Below are 20,691 nucleotides of genomic sequence, written 5' to 3'. Positions count from 1 at the left end.
GTTCAATTTTAAACACAAAAAAGGACTACCATATTTGGTAGCCCCCTGAACGATGGAGGATACAGGGCTCGAACCTGTGACCTCCTGCTTGTAAGGCAGATGCTCTCCCAGCTGAGCTAATCCTCCAACAACCATATTTAATATGGCAATGACCCGTACGAGATTTGAACTCATGTTACCGCCGTGAAAGGGCGGTGTCTTAACCACTTGACCAACGGGTCAGATCTCATAATTGAGCACATATATTACTATACCAGATATTTTTCAAAAAACAAGTACTTTTTTGAAAAAATTACTCAAAAAATGAAATACATATTATGGCGATAAATATTCACCAACGGAGTGTGAGAGATTCGAACTCTCGATACAGGTAAAGCCCGTATACATGATTTCCAATCATGCTCCTTCAGCCACTCGGACAACACTCCATTATTTTATTAATGCCATAAACTCCGGCTGTCAGACTCGAACTGACGACAACCTGATTAACAGTCAGGTGCTCTACCAACTGAGCTAAGCCGGAATATTAAAAAAGAGCACGGCGACTACCTACCCTCGCAGGCAGTTTCCCACCAACTACTCTCGGCGTTAAGAAGCTTAACTTCTGTGTTCGGCATGGGAACAGGTGTATCCTTCTTGCCATCGCCACCGTACTCTTTCTTGAGCTTTTACACTCAAAACTGAATATAATCTTCTGCTCTAAACCTTTGAGCTTTGGTCAAGTGCTCGACTGATTAGTACTAGTCCGCTCCACATATCACTATGCTTCCACTCCTAGCCTATCTACCTCATCGTCTTTAAGGTGTCTTACTGCTTACGCATCGGAAATCTCATCTTGAGGGGGGCTTCGCACTTAGATGCTTTCAGCGCTTATCCCTTCCATACATAGCTACCCAGCGATGCCTTTGGCAAGACAACTGGTACACCAGCGGTATGTCCATCCCGGTCCTCTCGTACTAAGGACAGCTCCTCTCAAATTTCCTACGCCCACGACGGATAGGGACCGAACTGTCTCACGACGTTCTGAACCCAGCTCGCGTGCCGCTTTAATGGGCGAACAGCCCAACCCTTGGGACCGACTTCAGCCCCAGGATGCGACGAGCCGACATCGAGGTGCCAAACCTCCCCGTCGATGTGAACTCTTGGGGGAGATAAGCCTGTTATCCCCAGGGTAGCTTTTATCCGTTGAGTGATGGCCTTTCCATGCAGTACCACCAGATCACTAAGCCCGACTTTCGTCCCTGCTCGAGGTGTACCTCTCGCAGTCAAGCTCCCTTATACCTTTACACTCTGCGAATGATTTCCAACCATTCTGAGGGAACCTTTGGGCGCCTCCGTTACATTTTAGGAGGCGACCGCCCCAGTCAAACTGCCCACCTGACACTGTCCTCCAGAACGCTCAGCTCTGTGAGTTAGAGGATCCATCAAACAAGGGTAGTATCCCAACATTGCCTCCGGTAAGACTAGCGTCCTACTTTCTCTGGCTCCTACCTATCCTGTACATGTTTAACAAATACTCAATATCAAGCTACAGTAAAGCTCCATGGGGTCTTTCCGTCCTGTCGCGGGTAACCCGCATCTTCACGGGTATTATAATTTCACCGAGTCTCTCGTTGAGACAGTGCCCAAATCATTACACCTTTCGTGCAGGTCGGAACTTACCTGACAAGGAATTTCGCTACCTTAGGACCGTTATAGTTACGGCCGCCGTTTACTGGGGCTTCAATTCAAACCTTCGCTTTCGCTAAGCTCTCCTCTTAACCTTCCAGCACCGGGCAGGTGTCAGCACCTATACGTCATCTTACGATTTTGCAGATACCTGTGTTTTTGATAAACAGTTGTTTGGGCCTATTCACTGCGGCTGATATTTTACTATCAGCACCCCTTCTCCCGAAGTTACGGGGTCATTTTGCCGAGTTCCTTAACGAGAGTTCTCTCGCTCACCTGAGTGTTCTCCACTCGACTACCTGTGTCGGTTTGCGGTACGGGTAAAATTGTTCTGGCTAGAAGCTTTTCTTGGCAGTGTGACATCATGACCTTCGCTACTTTTATTTCGCTCCGCGTCACAGCTTGAAATCTAAAGACAAGCATTTGACTCATCTTTTTTCTTACTGCTTGCACATGTATTTCCAGCAACATGCGTCATTAGCCTCCTGCGTCCCTCCTTTGCTCTTATCGAACAATTTCAGTACAGGAATCTCTACCTGTTGTCCATCGGCTACGCCTCTCGGCCTTACCTTAGGTCCCGACTTACCCTGGGCGGACGAGCCTGCCCCAGGAAACCTTAGTCTTTCGGCGGATAGGATTCTCACCTATCTTTCGCTACTCATACCGGCATTCTCACTTCTAAGCGCTCCATTAGTCCTCTCGATCTAACTTCGCCGCACTTAGAACGCTCTCCTACCACGCATATAATATATGCATCCACAGTTTCGGTACTATGCTTAGCCCCGGTACATTTTCGGCGCAGCGTCACTCGACTAGTGAGCTATTACGCACTCTTTAAATGGTGGCTGCTTCTAAGCCAACATCCTAGTTGTCTACGCAACTCCACATCCTTTTCCACTTAGCATAGATTTGGGGACCTTAACTGGTGATCTGGGCTGTTTCCCTTTCGACTACGGATCTTATCACTCGCAGTCTGACTCCCGTGCATTGATATCTGGCATTCGGAGTTTATCTGGATTCAGTAACCCCTGACGGGCCCCTAGTCCAAACAGCGCTCTACCTCCATTATCATTCACACGAGGCTAGCCCTAAAGCTATTTCGGAGAGAACCAGCTATCTCCAAGTTCGTTTGGAATTTCACCGCTACCCACAACTCATCCCCGCGATTTTTAACTCACGTGGGTTCGGTCCTCCAGCGTGTTTTACCACGCCTTCAACCTGGTCATGGGTAGGTCACTTGGTTTCGGGTCTACGTCATGATACTCTTTCGCCCTCTTCAGACTCGCTTTCGCTCCGGCTCCGTCTTTTCTGACTTAACCTTGCACCATAACGTAACTCGCCGGTTCATTCTACAAAAGGCACGCCATTACACTTTAATGTGCTCTGACTACTTGTAGGCACACGGTTTCAGGTTCTTTTTCACTCCCCTTCCGGGGTTCTTTTCACCTTTCCCTCACGGTACTGGTTCACTATCGGTCACTAGTTAGTATTTAGCCTTGCGAGATGGTCCTCGCGGTTTCAATCGGGATTCCTCGTGTCCCGACCTACTCAGGATCCTGCTAAGTCTCTCTGCAATTTCGCTTACGGGGCTTTCACCCTCTCTGGCTTATCTTTCCAGATAATTCTGCTATCACTTCAAGTACTATATCGCAGTCCTACTACCCCAACTGGCAAGCCAGCTGGTTTGGGCTCTTTCCTGTTCGCTCGCCGCTACTTGGGAAATCGATTTTTCTTTCTCTTCCTGCAGCTACTTAGATGTTTCAGTTCACTGCGTCTTCCTTCATTAGCCTTAACAGCTAATGATAATACCTCTCGGTATTGGGTTCCCCCATTCGGATATCTCCGGATCACTGCTTACTTACTGCTCCCCGAAGCCTTTCGTGGTTCGTCACGTCCTTCATCGGCTTCTAGTGCCTAGGCATTCACCATGCGCCCTTTTCTACTTGACCTATTTCAAGTTGAGTTTCTCTCTCTTCTCGGTCGCTCTTCAATCTGTTTTCTTCGATTGTCTCGGTTTTTTGCTTTAGATTATATTCAGTTTTCAATGTACTAACTCTTGAGGTATTACCCTCAAAACTAAACAAAGTTTCTCAGTGTGCTTCCGCTTGGCTTTCTCGATGACTTCTCTTAGTGCTCTCGCACTCTCCATCATCTTTCGCCTTCCTTAGAAAGGAGGTGATCCAGCCGCAGGTTCTCCTACGGCTACCTTGTTACGACTTCACCCTAATCATCTGTCCTACCTTAGACGGCTGACTCCTATAAAGGTTATCCCACCGGCTTTGGGTGTTACAGACTCTCATGGTGTGACGGGCGGTGTGTACAAGGCCCGGGAACGTATTCACCGCGGCGTGCTGATCCGCGATTACTAGCGATTCCAGCTTCGTGTAGGCGAGTTGCAGCCTACAGTCCGAACTGAGAACGGCTTTAAGAGATCCGCTTGCCTTCGCAGGTTCGCTTCTCGTTGTATCGTCCATTGTAGCACGTGTGTAGCCCAGGTCATAAGGGGCATGATGACTTGACGTCATCCCCACCTTCCTCCGGTTTGTCACCGGCAGTCTCATTAGAGTGCCCAACTTAATGATGGCAACTAATGACAAGGGTTGCGCTCGTTGCGGGACTTAACCCAACATCTCACGACACGAGCTGACGACAGCCATGCACCACCTGTCTCAGCGTCCCCGAAGGGAACACCTAATCTCTTAGGTTTGCACTGGATGTCAAGACCTGGTAAGGTTCTTCGCGTTGCTTCGAATTAAACCACATGCTCCACCGCTTGTGCGGGCCCCCGTCAATTCCTTTGAGTTTCAACCTTGCGGTCGTACTCCCCAGGCGGAGTGCTTAATGCGTTAGCTGCAGCACTGAGAGGCGGAAACCTCCCAACACTTAGCACTCATCGTTTACGGCATGGACTACCAGGGTATCTAATCCTGTTCGCTACCCATGCTTTCGAGCCTCAGCGTCAGTTGCAGACCAGAGAGCCGCCTTCGCCACTGGTGTTCTTCCATATATCTACGCATTCCACCGCTACACATGGAGTTCCACTCTCCTCTTCTGCACTCAAGTTCAACAGTTTCTGATGCAATTCTCCGGTTGAGCCGAAGGCTTTCACATCAGACTTATTGAACCGCCTGCACTCGCTTTACGCCCAATAAATCCGGACAACGCTTGCCACCTACGTATTACCGCGGCTGCTGGCACGTAGTTAGCCGTGACTTTCTAGGTAATTACCGTCAAATAAAGGCCAGTTACTACCTCTATCTTTCTTCACTACCAACAGAGCTTTACGAGCCGAAACCCTTCTTCACTCACGCGGCGTTGCTCCATCAGACTTGCGTCCATTGTGGAAGATTCCCTACTGCTGCCTCCCGTAGGAGTTTGGGCCGTGTCTCAGTCCCAATGTGGCCGATCAGTCTCTCAACTCGGCTATGCATCATTGCCTTGGTAAGCCGTTACCTTACCAACTAGCTAATGCACCGCAGGTCCATCCAAGAGTGATAGCAGAACCATCTTTTAAACTCTAGACATGCGTCTAGTGTTGTTATCCGGTATTAGCATCTGTTTCCAGGTGTTATCCCAGTCTCTTGGGCAGGTTACCCACGTGTTACTCACCCGTCCGCCGCTCGCTTGTATCTAGTTTCATTTAGTGCAAGCACTAAAATCATCTAGGCAAGCTCGCTCGACTTGCATGTATTAGGCACGCCGCCAGCGTTCGTCCTGAGCCAGGATCAAACTCTCATTTTCCTTTTTGAAAATGAGCTTTTTATCGTTTAGCTCTAAAACTTTCTTTGAGTTATCTCAAATTTATTGCTTGCGAATTGACTTCGCTTTTGTTTGGGATTTTTATATCCCGCACACTTTCAGCGAAACTTTGTTCAGTTTTCAAGGTACTACCGTTGTCTCGTGACAACTTTTATATTATATCATGTCTTTTGAGTTTTGACAAGAGCCTTTTTAATTTTCTCATCTCTCTCAAATGACAGCTTTATAATATTATCATCTTTCGCTCGCTTTGGCAAGCTTTTTTTGAACTTTTTTATTCGCTCTTTTCGCTTGCCTCAAACAGCATGTATTACTTTACAGGCTTTTTTACTTTTCGTCAACAAGTTTTTTAAGAAAAAATGCATTCTCGAATATTAATTATTTATTTATCTATTATTATCTGGTTTTATCCTTAATATTTTTTGTTTAAGCCTACTGTCTATAATGAAAATTCGGATATATATAAAACTGCGTTAAGCATATTTACTTAACACAGCCTTCATCTCTTTTTATTTTTTCTAAATTGAATATCTTTCTTTAGCTTCTTTAATCTGATTATTTAATACTTCTTTTAATGGAGAAAATCCATTTTTTACACGTTTAGAGGTCCAAAAATGTACTCTCTTTTTTCTTGCTTCCTTTACTTCTGGCAAAACTGCACGTCTAGATAAACTAATTTGATTAGAATACGGATCGATATCAAGCACTTGCACCTTTATAGTTTCTCCAACTTGATATTCTCTTCCTATATCTTTTACGTAACCTCCATGAATTTCAGAAATGTGTATTAAACCCTCTCTCTTACTATCTAATCTCACAAATATCCCATACTGCCGTATCCCACTAATCTTTCCTTCAACTATGTCACCAATTTTAACTTGCATACTATCTCATCCCTTACTAATATTAATTATAACCGTCTTTTTAATTAACGCTAAAGACATGACTTCTATGATTAATTTTGATGGAGGAGTTTTTAATGGAAAAATATGATCTAGCAATCATCGGAGCTGGTCCCATTGGACTTTTTGCTGCTTCCTTTGCTAATTTACATGGTTTAAAAACAATTTCTTTTGACGCTTTAGACGAAGTCGGTGGACAAATCAATATGCTTTATCCGCAAAAAGAAATTAAAGATGTACCTGCCTTTTCTTCTATTAAAGGGAAAAAACTGGTATCTAATCTACTTAAGCAAAATACTAAAACTAACTTTTTACTTTCTCACAAAGTAAAAAATATCTCATTTTCAGACGATAATAGTATCTTAATTGACAATGCATACCAGGTTAAGAGTTTACTAATTGCTACTGGTCTTGGTGCTTTTAAACCTAAGACTCTCCCTTTAGCTATAAATGCTAATGAAAAATCACATATTCATTATTCAATGCCACATCCCGAAGTTTTTGCTAATAAAAAAGTCGCAATTCTAGGCGGAGGCGATTCAGCACTTGACTGGGCCTTAGAATTATCAACTATGTCAGATGTATTTCTAATACATCGTAGAAATGAATTTCGTGGACTTGAAAGCTCAGTTACCAAACTTAAAAGTTTAAAAAATGTTGAACTTTTAACGCCTTACCTTCCAAAGGATCTTCACTTAATTGATAATAAAATGGAATTGGTTTTGCATAAAGTTGGTAATAGTGATGAATTTATTACTAAAGATATTGATGAAATTTTAGTTGCATATGGATTTAATAGTGATAATCGCCAGTTGCGTAAATGGGGTATTAAACTAGAAAATAATCTAATCTCTGTTTCACAGCAGATGCATACAAATCTTCCAAATGTTTACGCAGTTGGTGATGCAATCACGTATCCTGGAAGAGTACCAATGATTGCTTTAGGTTTTGGTGAAGCACAAATTGCAATTAGCAGCATTATGCAAAACCTATTTCCAGAGAAAACAATGACTTTTCATTCTACTAGTATCTAATTTTTGAAAGGAAAAAATTTATATTTATGGGACTTATTGATTTTATTCTACATATTGATGACCACTTAGTTACCATTGTAAATATGTTTGGCAACTGGACCTATTTAATCTTATTTGCAATTATCTTCATTGAAACAGGTTTAGTTATTTTTCCATTTTTACCGGGAGATTCACTTATCTTTGCTTGCTGTGCCATGGCCGCAACCCCAAAATATAATCTCCATTTCTGGGTCTGCTATCTAGTCTTTATTGCTGCTGCTGTTTTAGGCGACACAATTAACTATGAAATTGGTCATTGGTCACAAGCCGAAGGAGCAAAACACAGCTGGTTTAATAAATTGATTAATCAAGACAAGCGAAAAGCTGCAGAAAACTTCTTTGATCGACACGGCGGTATCACAATTGTAATTGGTAGATTCATTCCATTTATTCGTACATTTGTTCCATTCGTATCCGGTGCAAGTAAGATGCATTATAGAACCTTCATTATCTATAACTTCATCGGTGGTTTTCTCTGGGTAACCTTATTCTCTGCTCTTGGATTTTTCTTTGGAAATATCCCAGTTGTCCAAGAGCATTTTTCATTAATCGTAATCGCAATCATTTTAATTTCAGTACTGCCGGTCTTAATTATCTGGTTAAAGAAAAAGATGGTATTAAAAAAGGAGCTTCGTTAAAGCTCCTTTATTTTTTTGCCAAAATAAAACAAGAAAAATATAATTCATAGATTATTCCACCAATTGCAAAACAACCAGCAAAGAATTCTTCTGTTAAGACATTGATAATCGGATCAGTTGTTGGATTAAATAGCCAGTCACTATTATTAAATAATAAGTGATGAAATGAAATAAAGAATTCATCAAAATTCATTAAAGCAAAAGGTAAAACAATTACTGGTAAAATCATAAAAATCAAAGCAGTTGTTCTTGAAAGGTAAATATAATTAAATCGCTTTCTCATTTTTAAGAAAATAAGAATAACTAACCCAATTATAAAAACAATTATTGCTAATTCAAACAGTAATTTACATTCATAAAAATGACGTGCTGCACTGGCTGAAGTTGGAAAATCAGACATGCGGAGATTTTCTTTAAAAGGCGATAATAAGTAATCTAACAATTGAGTATAGTTTTTCATTACTGTTCCAATTGAAGTTTTTACTAACACATTTGTTTTTTGAACTTTCACAAAAACTGCTAAAAGTGGCCAGCTCAAAACTAATGCGCCTAAAGTAGCCGTAGCTAACGCCATCAAAAAGTTATAAATAATTGCAACGATTGGTTTTCTTTTCATAGTTCCCACTCATCTAGATTCTCAACTACATAAGTTGGTTGTTTATCTTTTTCATCAAGCTGCTCTTTAGTAGTAACTCCAGTCATTGTTAATAATGAATCAATCCCGCAATTAATCCCAGCCATTATATCAGTATCATAGTTATCTCCAACTAAAATAGCATCTTGGCTTTGAGCATTTAACATTTTTAGAGCACTCGATACAATAATTGAAGATGGTTTTCCAATATAAGTTGGTTTAACTCCTGTAGCAACTTCAATCATTGTACAAAGTGCGCCATTTCCAGGTAATAATTCATCCCCAGAAGGTAAATTCTTATCAGCATTTGTCCCAATAAAAGTTGCACCACCTCGAATTGAACGAGTTGCAACACGAATTTTATGATAGGTTAAGTCAGTATCCATTCCAACAATTACATATTTAGGATTACGATCATCATAATAAAAACGCTCATTTTTAAGTAATCCTTGAACTAGTCCAATCTGACCAATAATGTAAACTGGAATTTTAGCAGCACCAGGATTTTGTGCAAGCAAAAACGATTCAGTTGCCAAAACCGGCGTATAAATATGATAAATATCAGTATTAACTCCATGTCCACGAAGTTTATCAACTACCATTTGCGGTGTACGAGTTGAATTATTAGTTAAAAATAAATGTGGGATATTTTTCTCTTGCAAGCGGTGAATAAATCTAACACCACTTTCAATCGTATCGCTTCCGCGATAAATTGTTCCATCTAAATCTATTAAGTAACATTTATAATCTTTATGTTCCACAATTAGCCCTTTCTCTTCTTAATTACAAAGCCTTTATTTTTATGTTGTCCACTTCCACGTTGATATTTTACAGCTGTTTTATGACCACCAATTCTTGTCTTATGCACGCGACTTTCTTTAAAATATGGACGTTTGCTACGATAACGATTATTGGATATATTCTTTCTCTTATTTTGTCTACCAAAAGCGACTTTCTTTATTTTATTTTCTTGAGCCAATCGTAAAACAAAATACGCGCTGCCAGGATTACAATATTCTTCTAAATAATCAACAATTGCATTGGCTTTTTTATCTATTGCAACCCGATCATTTTCATCATAAAATCCTTTTAATCTTAAATGCTCACTTGATACGTCTCCAACCAAATAATCATATTGATCAAGGTACGGATCGTACTTTTCTTTTAGCATATCAATATCTAGCGCATCTTTTATATTAGCTATAATTTCATACTTTCGCCCGTTAATCATTACAAAATCTTCATTAATAATTACATGAGCTAAAGGATGATAAAGCGTTGATTCTTTATTTTCTTCTTTATACTCCATTATTTTTCTCTCTATTGCTTATTGGATATTTCCTTTTCAAATAATTTCCAATTACAGTCCTTAAATAATTAGGAAATAAAAATTTATTCTTCCCCATAATTGAAATTGTAGGGAAAAATGGAATCAAAACATAATGATCAAGTAAAGCTAAGGTATATTCTTTTTCAGGATCAATCTCTTTTCCGTTAATGTAAACAGTCCTACTCTCATGATCTACTTGAATCCCCTTATATACGAGATCACCAAATATTTTTCCTCTAAAACTCATCCCTTTAAGAGCAAATTTACTTAAAAAATGCCGATTCTTTTCCATTTCCATAACCATCCGCCAAACATCTTTTCCAAATAATTTAGTTTGAACTACATGCATTGGATGAGGTAAAGCTGCTTGTAAGTCTGCCTCAGTCAAAATTCCTTGGTAAAATGGTTTTAAAAATAAGCCACTATTTAAAACTGCGACATCAGTTCCAGCAAAATCACTAATTGCATCAAGTGAAACCTGAATGGCTGCCATTTTATCATTATTAAATTTAGCCGGTAAATCAGCAATTTGACGGGCATTTAGCATTTCCTCACCTTTTTGACGCCAAGCTAAGATTTGCTTTTTATCAGAAGCTAAAGTTGGTAAATCCTCTGTAGAAACAGTATTAGGCTTGATTGATACTACTTGATGATCATCATTTAATTCAATGCTAATATCGCCAATATGCTGTCCCCATTTACCTGTTTGTGTAATCCAAGTATGATTTACTTTTTCACCTTTTGGTAAATAATCATGACTATGTCCACCAACAATTAAATCTACTTCTGGATAATTATGTGCTATATATTTATCTACTCTTAACCCAATATGACTAACTACTATTAACATGTCATATTCACCTTTTATTTTAGGAAGCAAATCATCTAAAGTATTAGAAATCAATTTTATATGCCAATGGTTTGGGCCATAAGTCATTGGATAAGCAGCCGTTAGCCCTACAACTGCAATTCTAGTATTCTTTTTAGTTTTAAAAATTTTATATGGAGTACACCATTTAGGTATACTTTCGTCTTCTTCACGTAAATTTGCCAAAATAACTGGAAAATTCGCATTATCAAATAATTTTTCTAATACAGCATGCGAATTAGAAATTCCTTCATTATTTCCAATAGTAATTGCATCATAATTAAATTCATTCATTAATTCGATATTTGCTTCTCCCTCCGTTGCGTCTGACAAGGGATGGGAGCGATCCATAAAATCTCCAGCATCAAAAGTAAAAGTTTGATCGACACTTTTATCATTTTGTGCTTGGTATAAATACCTTTTTATTTTAGGAAATTGTTCGAAATGAGAATGTAGATCATTTGTATGAACAATACGTAGTTTTTCCATACTCTACCTTTTTCTTTCTAACCAATATGATTGGCTTTTAATACAGCTTTAAAAGCATCTAAAACTTTTCCTTTTGGCTTATCCCATTCTACCCATTGTGGATCCTTCCAGTCATCTTCATTAGTTAAGGTTTCTAGTTGATAAGTTTCATTAATATATTCTTCGTATAATTGAAGAGCCTTAGTTCTAGCCAAATTCAGCTGAAGTATCCGCACTTTCTTTATTAATCCTCGGTCTACGGCCAGTTCAGCAATTCCATTTTGATCAATATTTGAAATTTCATAGTATTTAGATCCATCATTTCGAGTAACTTCTTCGATTAAATCTAATTGCTCATAAGCCATCTTTAGCATCTACTTTCTTAAAATCATTATTAACTACTATATTAATTATAGAAAAAAGTACACATCCATGCTATTGTTAAAAAGAATAGAGGTGTACACATGAAAACAAGCAGGCTTTCTTTTTTAGCCCTTTTTTTTAGTTTGATTTTTATTTTTGAATCGGGATTTCTTGTTATTGGACATCGCGGCAATCCTAGCAAATATCCTGAAGAAACCATTCAAAGTGATGACTCAGCTTTTGACGATGGAGCGGACTATGTAGAACTAGACCTGCACGTTTCTAAAGATAATACTTTAGTTGTTTCTCATGATCGCGACTTAAGCCGAGTTGTTGGATCATCGGTTATTGTATCACAAAACAATTTCTCCTATTTAAACACCTTAAAACAAGCTAATGGTGAATCAATTATCTCCTTAGATCAGTTATTTGACTACTATAAAGATAAACCTAAGACTAAGTTTCTTATTGAAACAAAAAAGACCAAACATAACAGCCCTAAAAATATGGAAGAGCTCCTTGCCGCAAGTATCAAAAAATATCATATGCAAGATCGAGTTATGATTCACAGTTTTTCTGCTTCTAGTCTAAAAACTATGAATGAACTTTTACCAGATGTTCCAAGAATTTTTATTGTAGGATCATTAAAAAGAATTAACTTTGAGATATTGAGTTATGTCAACGGTATTAATATCTCCTCTGATCTAATTACTCAAAATCCTAAACTTATTAGTCAACTTCATGCCTTGCATCAAAAAGTTTTTGTCTGGGCAGAAATGAATGAATCACCCAAACTCTGGAATTGGCTAATTAATAATGACATTGATGCTGTTGTAACTAACTTCCCAGCCCTAGGATACAAGTATAAGCTAGCCAAAAGTGGTACTAAGAAATATGACGTCAACAAAGATGGGATGTACTTTGGTCGTCTTCCAATTACTATTAGTGAAAATCCATATCTAAGCGTCAAAACTTCAAAAGAGCTCAAATTCTTAGAACCAGTTCATGTTTCTTCAGCTGTTATTACTTCTGAGCAAACATTCTATCAAATTGGTGATAAAGAATTTGTACCTGCAGACTTAGTTAGTTTAGACTTACAACCTGAGTGGATTTTACCTTATTGGAATTTAAGTATTATTAATCCTACTCAAAATCCAATTTTCACCTATAATAAACCTGATAAGCAATCTGGTAAAAAAGGTCAGCTTTTACCACGAAAACACTATCGAATTTTGGGTGTAAGTGGGGGTGTTAAGGAATTATGGCTTTTGACTGATAATGGCTGGATTAAGTCATCAAAGATTCTGTACTATGGCTTATTTGACAAAAAATCATTTGCCCACAAGAACTATAAGCGACTTGATCCCGCCTATCGTCAAACAAATATCGCCCTGTTTCCTTACTTACCCGTAGAAAAAGTTCCGATTAAAAGTTTTTGGTCGACTTATTCTGATGTAAATGCTGTAATATTTAATCAGAGATAAAAATTAAAGGAGTACATTTATGGAAGAACTAGATTATAAGAAATTAGCTCAAGAAAAAAAGGATGCTATTTTAAACGATTTAAAAGAATTGATCGCAATTGATTCTTCTGAAGATTTAAACAATACTAGCAAAGAATATCCAGTTGGTCCTGGCCCAGTTAAAGCAATGAAGAAGTTTTTATCTTTTGCTAAACGTGATGGTTTCGACACTGAAAATTTTGATAACTATGCAGGTCGAATTAACATGGGTGCCGGTGACAAGCGTGTAGGTATTATTGGACATATGGATGTTGTTCCTGCTGGCGAAGGCTGGAAGACTGATCCATTTAAGATGACTATTAAAGATGGAAAAATTTATGGTCGTGGTAGTGCTGATGATAAAGGTCCATCATTAGCTGCTTATTACGGAATGCTTATCTTAAAGGAGCATGGATTTAAGCCTAAAAAGAAGATTGATTTTGTCCTTGGAACTAATGAAGAAACTAATTGGGTAGGAATTGATTACTACTTGAAGCATCAACCAGCTCCTGACATTGCCTTTTCACCTGATGCAGAATTTCCAATTATCAACGGTGAACAAGGTATTGTTACTTTGAAGCTTGACTTCAAATTTGATCCAAGCCAAGGTAACGTTAAGCTTTGGACATTCCAATCAGGTATTGCTACTAATGTTATCCCTCAAACTGCTCATGCTCAACTTGAAGGCGACATTGACGGTATTAAAGAAAAGTTCGACCTATTCCTTAAAGAACATAAACTTGAAGGAAAGGCAGAAATGCTTAGTGGTCGTCTATCATTAACTTTAACTGGTCATGGTGCTCACGCTTCAGCTCCAGAAACTGGTAGAAATGCTGCTACTTACCTTGCACTCTTCCTTGATAGCCTAAGTTTTGACGGTCAAGCAAAGAATTTCTTACATTTTCTTGCAACTGTTGAACACAAAGACTTTAATGGTAAGAAATTAGGTATCTTCCACCACGATGATTTAATGGGCGATTTAACTAGCTCACCAAGTATGTTTAACTTTGAAGGTCAAAATGCATACCTACTAAACAATGTTCGCTACCCACAAGGTATTGAACCAGAAGAAATGGTCAAAAACATTAACGAAAAATTTGGTGACATCTTAGACGCTAGAGTTGAAGGTTCAGCAGAAGCTCCTCACTACGTTCCTGAAGACGATCCAATCGTTAAGACCCTTCTTTCAGTTTATGAAAAGCAAACTGGGAAGAAAGGTCACGAAGTTATTATTGGCGGTGGTACATACGGCCGGTTATTTAAACATGGTGTAGCTTTTGGTGCTCAACCAGAAGGTGCCCCACTTGTTATGCACCAACCAAATGAATATATGAAAGTTGATGATTTGATCGATTCAATTGCTATTTACGCCGAAGCAATCTATGAATTAACTAAGTAATTAAAAATATTAATGAATTCGTAAAAAGGACAGCATCAAAGCTAGTCCTTTTTTTGCTATAATAGGTGGAAAGTAAAGTAATTAACAAAGGATCCTGATCTGTGAAAAATTTAAAAGAAAAAATCAGAAAATTCCTGACTGCAGGGCCGGAAATAAAAAAACTACAAAGCGAATCAGACGAAAGTCAATGGAAGTTCTATAGTGGGATAATTTATTTGACTTTGCGTCGCGTTTTCCACTATTTGATTTTAATTGCCTTTTTCGGCTTATTTTTACTAATTGGTTTTGGTGGAGGATATGCTCTTGGAATTGTCCGTAACCAATCTATTCCAACAGTTAGCGAATTAAATCATCAAATAAATCACGCTCAAAATTCAGCTACCCTTTATTACGCTGGCGGCAAGAAAATAGCTACAGTACAACCTGATACTGTTACTAAAAAAGCTAGTAAAAACGAAATAACTCCATTAGTTAAGAATGCTGTTACAGCAACTGAAGATGAGAACTTTTACATCCATAAAGGCGTATTACCTAAATCCTTAGTTAGGGCTGTTCTTTCTGAATTAACCGGCGTCGGGGTACAGACTGGTGGGTCAACTTTAACTCAGCAATTAGTTAAAATGCAATTTTTAACTAGTCAGACAACTTGGCACAGAAAAGTTACTGAAATGTTCTATGCACATAAGATCGAAAAATACTTCTCTAAAGAAGACATTTTACGTGCATACTTAAATGCTGCTCCTTATGGTAAAAATAATCGTGGTGAAAACATTGTAGGTATCAAGACTGCAGCTGAAGGTATCTTTGGCAAGTCCATTTCTGAACTTAACTTACCTCAAGCTGCCTTTATCGCCGGTTTACCGCAAAGTCCCTCTGTTTATACTCCCTATCGCTTAAACGGAAAAGTCAAAAAAGATCTCGACTTAGCTATGCGTAGAAAAGATATCGTGCTTTTCCGTATGTACAGAAATGGTGATATTAGTAAAAAAGCCTATCTTGCGGCTAAAAAATATGATCTACGAGCAGACTTCCTTAAACCTGAAAAGGCACCAAAACAAAAGAAACAAAGCGGTTATCTGTACAACCTCGTTATGAATAAGAGTACCAATCTTTTAGTAGAACAATTAATTGAGCAGGATGGTCTAAAAGTTTCTGACGTGAAACAAGACACTAATCGTTATAACCAGTACTTAACTAATGCTAGCGAATTATTGCATCAAAAGGGCTATCATATTAAAACTACAATTAGAAAGCCTCTTTACCAAACTATGCAACGTGTAGTTAAACAAAATAAATATGGTCAAGATAAAACTTCACGTGACTTTGATTCAGATACTAACAAGTGGGTTAATACAACGGAACATGTAGAAAATGGTAGTGTCGTAATTGATAACGCAACAGGCAAAGTTTTAGCCTTCAGCGGTGGCGTTGATTTCAAGAATTCTCAAATTAACCACGCCTTTGATACTTATCGCTCACCTGGTTCGTCCATCAAGCCATACCTAGTTTATGGTCCTGCAGTTGAACATAAACTTATTTCTAGTCAAACTGCACTTGCTGACTTCCCTACTCGCTTTGGAAACTATATTCCAACCGACTATAATTCTACTGTTGAAAATAGATTTATATCTGCTCAAGAAGCATTAAGTAAGTCCTACAACTTACCAGCTGTAAACCTATACAGTAAGCTTGTAAATGATAAGAATATTAATCTACGTCAAGATATGAAGAAGCTTGGCTTAAACCTTAGCAAAAGTGAATTTGAAAACTTAGGCCTAGCTCTTGGTGGTACAGACTATGGCTTCTCTGTAGCTGATAATGCAAGTGCCTTTTCTAACTTCTACAACAATGGCAAACGTGCAGATCCTTACTACATTGATGAAATTCAAGACCCATCTGGTAGAGTAATTTACAAACATAAGCAAAATTCACAAAAAGTATTCTCTACTGGTACTTCCTACATTATGCAGAAAATGCTTCACCAGGTAGTAACCAAGGGTACTGCTTCAAGTTTAACTGGTACTTTAAAGTTCAACTATAAAAACTTAATCGGTAAAACTGGAACTAGTAACGACTACCGCGATATTTGGTTTAATGGCTCTACTCCAGGAATTACGATTTCTAGTTGGATGGGATATGATAACTTCTATGGTCACTCCTACAACCTAGATTCTAATTCTAGTGAAACCAATCTAAACCTCTGGGCAAATATTGCAAATGCCTTATATAAAGAAGACCCTACAATCTTTAAGCTCTATGATGCTCCAAGTTCTCCAAGCTCTGTTTATAAGAATAGAGTTTTGAAACAAACTGGAACATTACCAGGAACAGTTAGTTTTGATGGCGATAACATCGACCTAACCGGTAAAAAGACAACTGCATTAAGTCTTTCTCCAGCTCCAGCTGCAACTGCTAAGTTTGGTATTGGTGGTTCAACTGCCGACTACAATCTCTTCTATGATCACTTAGAAGGAAAAGACAATGACTACGGTAAGGTCTTAATCTACACTGGTAAGACTATTTCTAAGAAGAAAAATATCAATAGTCTCTTTGCTGTAGCGAATGGCTCAACATCTGAAGATACACGTAACTATTATGGTAAGAACCATGAAGTCTACCGTGAATCAAATAACAACTCATCATCTTCAACTAATAGAAACGTTGGAGCAAATGATAGACAAGCTCGTAGTAGTAGCGGACAAGGAGGAAATAATAATTCTTCTTCATCGTCAACCAGACGGAATACAGGGACCGAATCTCCTTCTCAAAATACTAGTTCAGAAAACAGTAATTCAACTAATGAAATTAATTCAAATATTAGTTCCGATGAATCTGTCTCTATTAATGCAAACAGTAGTACTGAACCAACAGCAGGCGATGCTGCTGCCGTGGACAATGGTCCTACTACTCTATAGTTAAAATTATTATTTTAAAGTATCAAAACTGATAATCATTAATTTGATTATCAGTTTTTTATTTGTAAAGATTTTCATTTTATTAAAATTTTTATTGAAAATAGTTAATTAAAGTATTAATATTTAAATAAATTTTAATTGAAGGAGGAGGTATGGAATTACTGAAATATTTTAATCTGAATTTAGACTTTCTATTGCAAAATAAATATATCTTAACAGGAGATTCCGCAGCTGGAAAATCCACAATTTTAAATTTAATTGGTGGTTTACTAAGAGACTATCAAGGAGAAATTAATCTTGGTAATATGCGTTATGATCAAATTTCAGATCATGACCTACATCAGAAGATTTCTTATTTACAGCAAAATCCATATATTTTTTCAGCATCCCTAAAATGGAATTTAACCCTAGGAAAAGAGATATCAACTCAGAAAATTAATAAAGTAATCAAAGAGTGCGGTCTAGAAGATTTAATTGCTACACTACCTAAAGGAATTGATACAGTTTTAGATGATCAAGGAAAACAATTATCTGGAGGACAAAAACAACGTATCGCATTTGCTAGAGAAATATTACGTGACACTCCAATTTACCTATTAGACGAGGCAACGTCTGCATTAGATAAAGCTTCAAGTATACAGCTTGAGCGTTTGATCTTGACTAAACAAGATAAAACTGTGATTATGGTAACCCACCACTTAAGAAACGAAATTGAACAATTAGCTAACGGAGTGATCAACTTAAATAAAATAAAAAACACGACCAGTGAAAATATTTAAACTCACTACTACTAAAAAAGTACTATTAACATCGACGGTTTTTCAACCGAAGAGTAACAGTACTTTTTTATTTTTAATATTAACTTATCTACTTAGTAGAAGCAGACTTCTTCAAAGTATATGGCAAAATGACATGAGCATCATCTAGCTCTTCATCATTCATCAACTTAGTTAACATTCTCATTGCAACAGCACCGATATCATAAAGTGGTTGTTGAACAGTAGTTAATTGAGGACGAACAATTTTAGCAACATTAGTTGATGCAGCAGAAATAATTTCTAAATCTTCTGGAATCTTCACACCTGCATCAGAAGCAGCATTAACCATACCAGCAGCTACCACATCACGTGTTGCAATAATTCCATCTACTTTATCTGTCTTAATTTTATCAAATAGATTATAACCATCTTCATAGGTTCTAGCATCTTCGTAGATATGAACATTCTTTAACTTATGTTCTTCCATAAAGTCTTTATAAGCAACGAAACGGTTATCTTTGTTAACATAAGCTTTTCCGTCACCAACAACTAAAGCAAGGTTCTTCTTACCATTCTTCAATAACAAACCTAAAGCTTCTTTTTCAGCAGCCTTATAATCAATTGTTACACTTGGAAAGTCTTGGTTAGCATCAGCAGTGCCAGCTAAAACAACCGGTGTATTAGTACGCTCGAAGATTTCTTGCGCCTTTTCACCCATTAAGTTTGACATGTAAATTACACCATCAACTTGCTTATTAAGTAAGTTTTGGATTACTTGATCCTCATTTAACAAAGTATTACCAACACTGGAAAGTAAGATATTGTACTTGTACATTGTAGCAATATCGTCAATTCCTTTAGATAATTCTGCAAAGTGCATATTTGTCAAATCTGGCATAATTAAGCCAACTGTTGTAGTTCTCTTTGAAGCCAGTCCTTGAGCAACTGCATTAGGTTGATAATGCAGGCGATCAATGACAGCTAATACCTTTTCACGTGTTTCTTTACGTACATTATTATTTCCATTTACTACTCTTGAAACAGTAGCCATAGAAACTTTTGCTTCACGAGCAACATCATAAATAGTTACTTCTTGCTTTTGCATAAATTTCTCACACTCCTGTAAAAACACTCTTTTATAACTTATCAAGAATATCAACACATTGCAACCGTTTACGACTAAAAACTCATTACTTTACCATATTATATGGTATACTCCCAGTATATATTAAAAAAGGAGTTAAAATTATGAACTTAGACAAATTGCAAAATTGGTTAATTTCAACTAATAATGATGTTGCCTACATCTCTGACCCAATTAGTATTAACTACTTTACTGGCTACAGCATGGATCCTCACGAAAGAATCTTTGCTTTACTAGCTTTTAAAGATAAACCAGCCTTTATTTTTGCACCTGAATTAAATGTTGAAGAGGCTAAAAACTCTGCTTGGAACGGCGATGTTTATGGTTATCTCGACCATGAAGATCCCTGGGCAAAAATTGCTGATTTAGTAAATCAACGGATTAGCAATCTTAAAAATATCGCTATTGAAAAGACACACCTTTCAGTCGATCGCTTAGAAGCACTAAGAATCGCATTTCCTGATTCATCATTTACAAATAATGTTTCTCCTTTTGTTGCCGAAGCACGCTTACGCAAAACTCCTGAAGAAGTTGAACAATTAAAAGCGGCTGGTGCAGAAGCAGATTTTGCCTTTCAAATTGGTTTTGATGCTCTGAGAAATGGCGTAACTGAGCGTTATGTTGCTGGCCAAATTGACTACCAATTAAAGCTTCAAAAAGGCGTCATGCATACTAGTTTTGAAACAATTGTTCAAGCTGGTAAGAATGCTGCTAATCCTCATCTTGGTCCAACTATGAACAAGATTGAGCCAAATGAATTAGTTCTTTTTGACCTTGGAACTATGCACAATGGATACGCTTCTGATTCAAGTAGAACCGTAGCTTACGGCGAACCAACTGCTAAAGAAAAAGAAATCTACGAAGTTGATCGCGAAGCTCAACAAGCAGCTATTGAAGCCGCAAAGCCAGGTATTACTGCTAGCGAATTAGATGCTGTCGCTAGAGATATCATCACTAAAGCCGGCTATGGTGAATACTTTATTCACCGTCTTGGACATGGTATCGGAATGAATGTTCATGAATTTCCACAAATCATGGAGGGAAATGATATTGTTCTTGAAGAAGGTATGTGTTTCTCAATCGAGCCTGGTATTTATATCCCTAATGTAGCCGGCGTTAGAATCGAAGATTGTGGTGTTGTAACCAAGAATGGATTTGAAACCTTTACTAAGACCAGCAAAGACTTGAAATACATTCCGGTCAAAGATTAATCCTAAAAAATAGTATCTCTATTTTCCTGCTGATAATTAAATCAGCAGTTTTTTTTAAC

Annotated in this window: 14 protein-coding genes, 4 tRNA genes and 3 rRNA genes; 7 read left to right on the top strand and 14 right to left on the bottom strand. The window is 37.8% G+C overall.

Annotated features, from left to right (window positions below; genetic code table 11):
- Nucleotides 1-53: 53 nt before the first annotated feature.
- The 8 genes from H1A07_RS02480 to H1A07_RS02445 all read right to left on the bottom strand — a co-directional run bounded on the left by H1A07_RS02480 (nt 54) and on the right by H1A07_RS02445 (nt 6,311).
- Nucleotides 54-126, bottom strand: a tRNA-Val gene (locus H1A07_RS02480).
- A gap of 23 nt (nt 127-149) precedes the next feature.
- A tRNA-Glu gene (locus tag H1A07_RS02475) sits at nt 150-221 on the bottom strand.
- A 117-nt stretch (nt 222-338) separates the two neighbouring features.
- Nucleotides 339-428, bottom strand: a tRNA-Ser gene (locus tag H1A07_RS02470).
- Nucleotides 429-450: 22 nt separating this feature from the next.
- Nucleotides 451-523, bottom strand: a tRNA-Asn gene (locus H1A07_RS02465).
- 13 nt (nt 524-536) lie between these two features.
- Nucleotides 537-653: ribosomal RNA gene (gene rrf, locus H1A07_RS02460) — 5S ribosomal RNA — on the bottom strand.
- Between the two features lie 61 nt (nt 654-714).
- Nucleotides 715-3,617 (bottom strand): 23S ribosomal RNA (locus H1A07_RS02455).
- A 219-nt stretch (nt 3,618-3,836) separates the two neighbouring features.
- Nucleotides 3,837-5,409, bottom strand: a 16S ribosomal RNA gene (locus H1A07_RS02450).
- The 16S, 23S and 5S rRNA genes sit together here with 4 tRNA genes alongside, the layout of an rRNA operon.
- Nucleotides 5,410-5,945: 536 nt before the next feature.
- On the bottom strand, nt 5,946-6,311 hold the full coding sequence (locus tag H1A07_RS02445) for a CvfD/Ygs/GSP13 family RNA-binding post-transcriptional regulator (protein ID WP_057718370.1): 366 nt from the start codon (nt 6,309-6,311) through the stop codon (nt 5,946-5,948).
- A 95-nt stretch (nt 6,312-6,406) separates the two neighbouring features.
- Between H1A07_RS02445 and H1A07_RS02440 the strand changes: the two genes are divergently transcribed.
- Both H1A07_RS02440 and H1A07_RS02435 read left to right on the top strand, forming a co-directional pair.
- A complete protein-coding gene (locus H1A07_RS02440) occupies nt 6,407-7,363 on the top strand; it encodes an NAD(P)/FAD-dependent oxidoreductase (RefSeq protein WP_210145254.1) in 957 nt (318 codons plus the stop codon).
- 26 nt (nt 7,364-7,389) lie between these two features.
- Nucleotides 7,390-8,040, top strand: coding sequence for a VTT domain-containing protein (locus H1A07_RS02435; RefSeq protein WP_057718368.1), 651 nt, complete (start codon nt 7,390-7,392; stop codon nt 8,038-8,040).
- Between the two features lie 7 nt (nt 8,041-8,047).
- Here H1A07_RS02435 and H1A07_RS02430 read toward each other — a convergent pair whose 3' ends face one another.
- Genes H1A07_RS02430 through H1A07_RS02410 form a run of 5 tightly spaced genes read right to left on the bottom strand, consistent with a single transcriptional unit; the run spans nt 8,048 to nt 11,705 of the window.
- Nucleotides 8,048-8,656: a TIGR01906 family membrane protein gene (locus tag H1A07_RS02430; protein WP_210145253.1), complete on the bottom strand. Its 609-nt coding sequence runs from the start codon at nt 8,654-8,656 to the stop codon at nt 8,048-8,050.
- A complete protein-coding gene (locus tag H1A07_RS02425; RefSeq protein ID WP_210145252.1) occupies nt 8,653-9,435 on the bottom strand; it encodes a TIGR01457 family HAD-type hydrolase in 783 nt (260 codons plus the stop codon). The genes H1A07_RS02430 and H1A07_RS02425 overlap by 4 nt, the downstream gene beginning before the upstream one ends.
- 2 nt (nt 9,436-9,437) lie before the next feature.
- Nucleotides 9,438-9,983, bottom strand: coding sequence for a YutD family protein (locus H1A07_RS02420; protein ID WP_153939569.1), 546 nt, complete (start codon nt 9,981-9,983; stop codon nt 9,438-9,440).
- Nucleotides 9,973-11,361, bottom strand: a complete 1,389-nt coding sequence (locus tag H1A07_RS02415; RefSeq protein ID WP_210145251.1) for a bifunctional metallophosphatase/5'-nucleotidase — start codon at nt 11,359-11,361, stop codon at nt 9,973-9,975. Before H1A07_RS02415 ends, H1A07_RS02420 begins: the two co-directional genes overlap by 11 nt.
- Before the next feature lie 17 nt (nt 11,362-11,378).
- A complete protein-coding gene (locus H1A07_RS02410; RefSeq protein ID WP_057718363.1) occupies nt 11,379-11,705 on the bottom strand; it encodes a hypothetical protein in 327 nt (108 codons plus the stop codon).
- A gap of 99 nt (nt 11,706-11,804) precedes the next feature.
- On the opposite strand from H1A07_RS02410, the gene H1A07_RS02405 reads away from it, so the two are divergent.
- From H1A07_RS02405 to H1A07_RS02390, 4 genes are all read left to right on the top strand, one after another.
- Nucleotides 11,805-13,187 (top strand): glycerophosphodiester phosphodiesterase, encoded by a 1,383-nt coding sequence (locus tag H1A07_RS02405; protein WP_210145250.1) that lies wholly within the window; start codon nt 11,805-11,807, stop codon nt 13,185-13,187.
- Between the two features lie 19 nt (nt 13,188-13,206).
- Nucleotides 13,207-14,604: a dipeptidase PepV gene (gene pepV / locus H1A07_RS02400; RefSeq protein ID WP_210145249.1), complete on the top strand. Its 1,398-nt coding sequence runs from the start codon at nt 13,207-13,209 to the stop codon at nt 14,602-14,604.
- Between the two features lie 101 nt (nt 14,605-14,705).
- Nucleotides 14,706-17,519 (top strand): transglycosylase domain-containing protein, encoded by a 2,814-nt coding sequence (locus H1A07_RS02395; RefSeq protein ID WP_210145248.1) that lies wholly within the window; start codon nt 14,706-14,708, stop codon nt 17,517-17,519.
- Nucleotides 17,520-17,671: 152 nt separating this feature from the next.
- Entirely contained in the window at nt 17,672-18,298 is a 627-nt protein-coding gene (locus H1A07_RS02390; RefSeq protein ID WP_210145247.1) for an ATP-binding cassette domain-containing protein, read from the top strand.
- 88 nt (nt 18,299-18,386) lie between these two features.
- On the opposite strand, the gene H1A07_RS02385 is transcribed toward H1A07_RS02390, so the two are convergent.
- Nucleotides 18,387-19,382, bottom strand: coding sequence for a substrate-binding domain-containing protein (locus H1A07_RS02385; RefSeq protein ID WP_210145246.1), 996 nt, complete (start codon nt 19,380-19,382; stop codon nt 18,387-18,389).
- A gap of 143 nt (nt 19,383-19,525) precedes the next feature.
- On the opposite strand from H1A07_RS02385, the gene H1A07_RS02380 reads away from it, so the two are divergent.
- Nucleotides 19,526-20,632 carry an aminopeptidase P family protein gene (locus tag H1A07_RS02380; protein WP_210145245.1) on the top strand — a complete coding sequence of 369 codons (1,107 nt, stop codon included), beginning with the start codon at nt 19,526-19,528 and terminating at the stop codon, nt 20,630-20,632.
- The last annotated feature ends 59 nt before the right edge of the window (nt 20,633-20,691 follow it).

Source organism: Lactobacillus taiwanensis, assembly GCF_017894345.1.
GTDB lineage: Bacteria > Bacillota > Bacilli > Lactobacillales > Lactobacillaceae > Lactobacillus > Lactobacillus taiwanensis.
Note: the sequence above shows the minus strand (reverse complement) of the source record. Positions and strands in the feature narration are given on the sequence as shown.

Coding starts and splice junctions, on each gene's coding strand:
- H1A07_RS02440 (WP_210145254.1), top strand. CDS start 6,407: ATGGAAAAATATGATCTAGCAATCATCGGAGCTGGTCCCATTGGACTT.
- H1A07_RS02415 (WP_210145251.1), bottom strand. CDS start 11,361: ATGGAAAAACTACGTATTGTTCATACAAATGATCTACATTCTCATTTC.
- H1A07_RS02405 (WP_210145250.1), top strand. CDS start 11,805: ATGAAAACAAGCAGGCTTTCTTTTTTAGCCCTTTTTTTTAGTTTGATT.
- pepV (WP_210145249.1), top strand. CDS start 13,207: ATGGAAGAACTAGATTATAAGAAATTAGCTCAAGAAAAAAAGGATGCT.
- H1A07_RS02420 (WP_153939569.1), bottom strand. CDS start 9,983: ATGGAGTATAAAGAAGAAAATAAAGAATCAACGCTTTATCATCCTTTA.
- H1A07_RS02430 (WP_210145253.1), bottom strand. CDS start 8,656: ATGAAAAGAAAACCAATCGTTGCAATTATTTATAACTTTTTGATGGCG.
- H1A07_RS02380 (WP_210145245.1), top strand. CDS start 19,526: ATGAACTTAGACAAATTGCAAAATTGGTTAATTTCAACTAATAATGAT.
- H1A07_RS02390 (WP_210145247.1), top strand. CDS start 17,672: ATGGAATTACTGAAATATTTTAATCTGAATTTAGACTTTCTATTGCAA.
- H1A07_RS02435 (WP_057718368.1), top strand. CDS start 7,390: ATGGGACTTATTGATTTTATTCTACATATTGATGACCACTTAGTTACC.
- H1A07_RS02385 (WP_210145246.1), bottom strand. CDS start 19,382: ATGCAAAAGCAAGAAGTAACTATTTATGATGTTGCTCGTGAAGCAAAA.
- H1A07_RS02410 (WP_057718363.1), bottom strand. CDS start 11,705: ATGGCTTATGAGCAATTAGATTTAATCGAAGAAGTTACTCGAAATGAT.
- H1A07_RS02445 (WP_057718370.1), bottom strand. CDS start 6,311: ATGCAAGTTAAAATTGGTGACATAGTTGAAGGAAAGATTAGTGGGATA.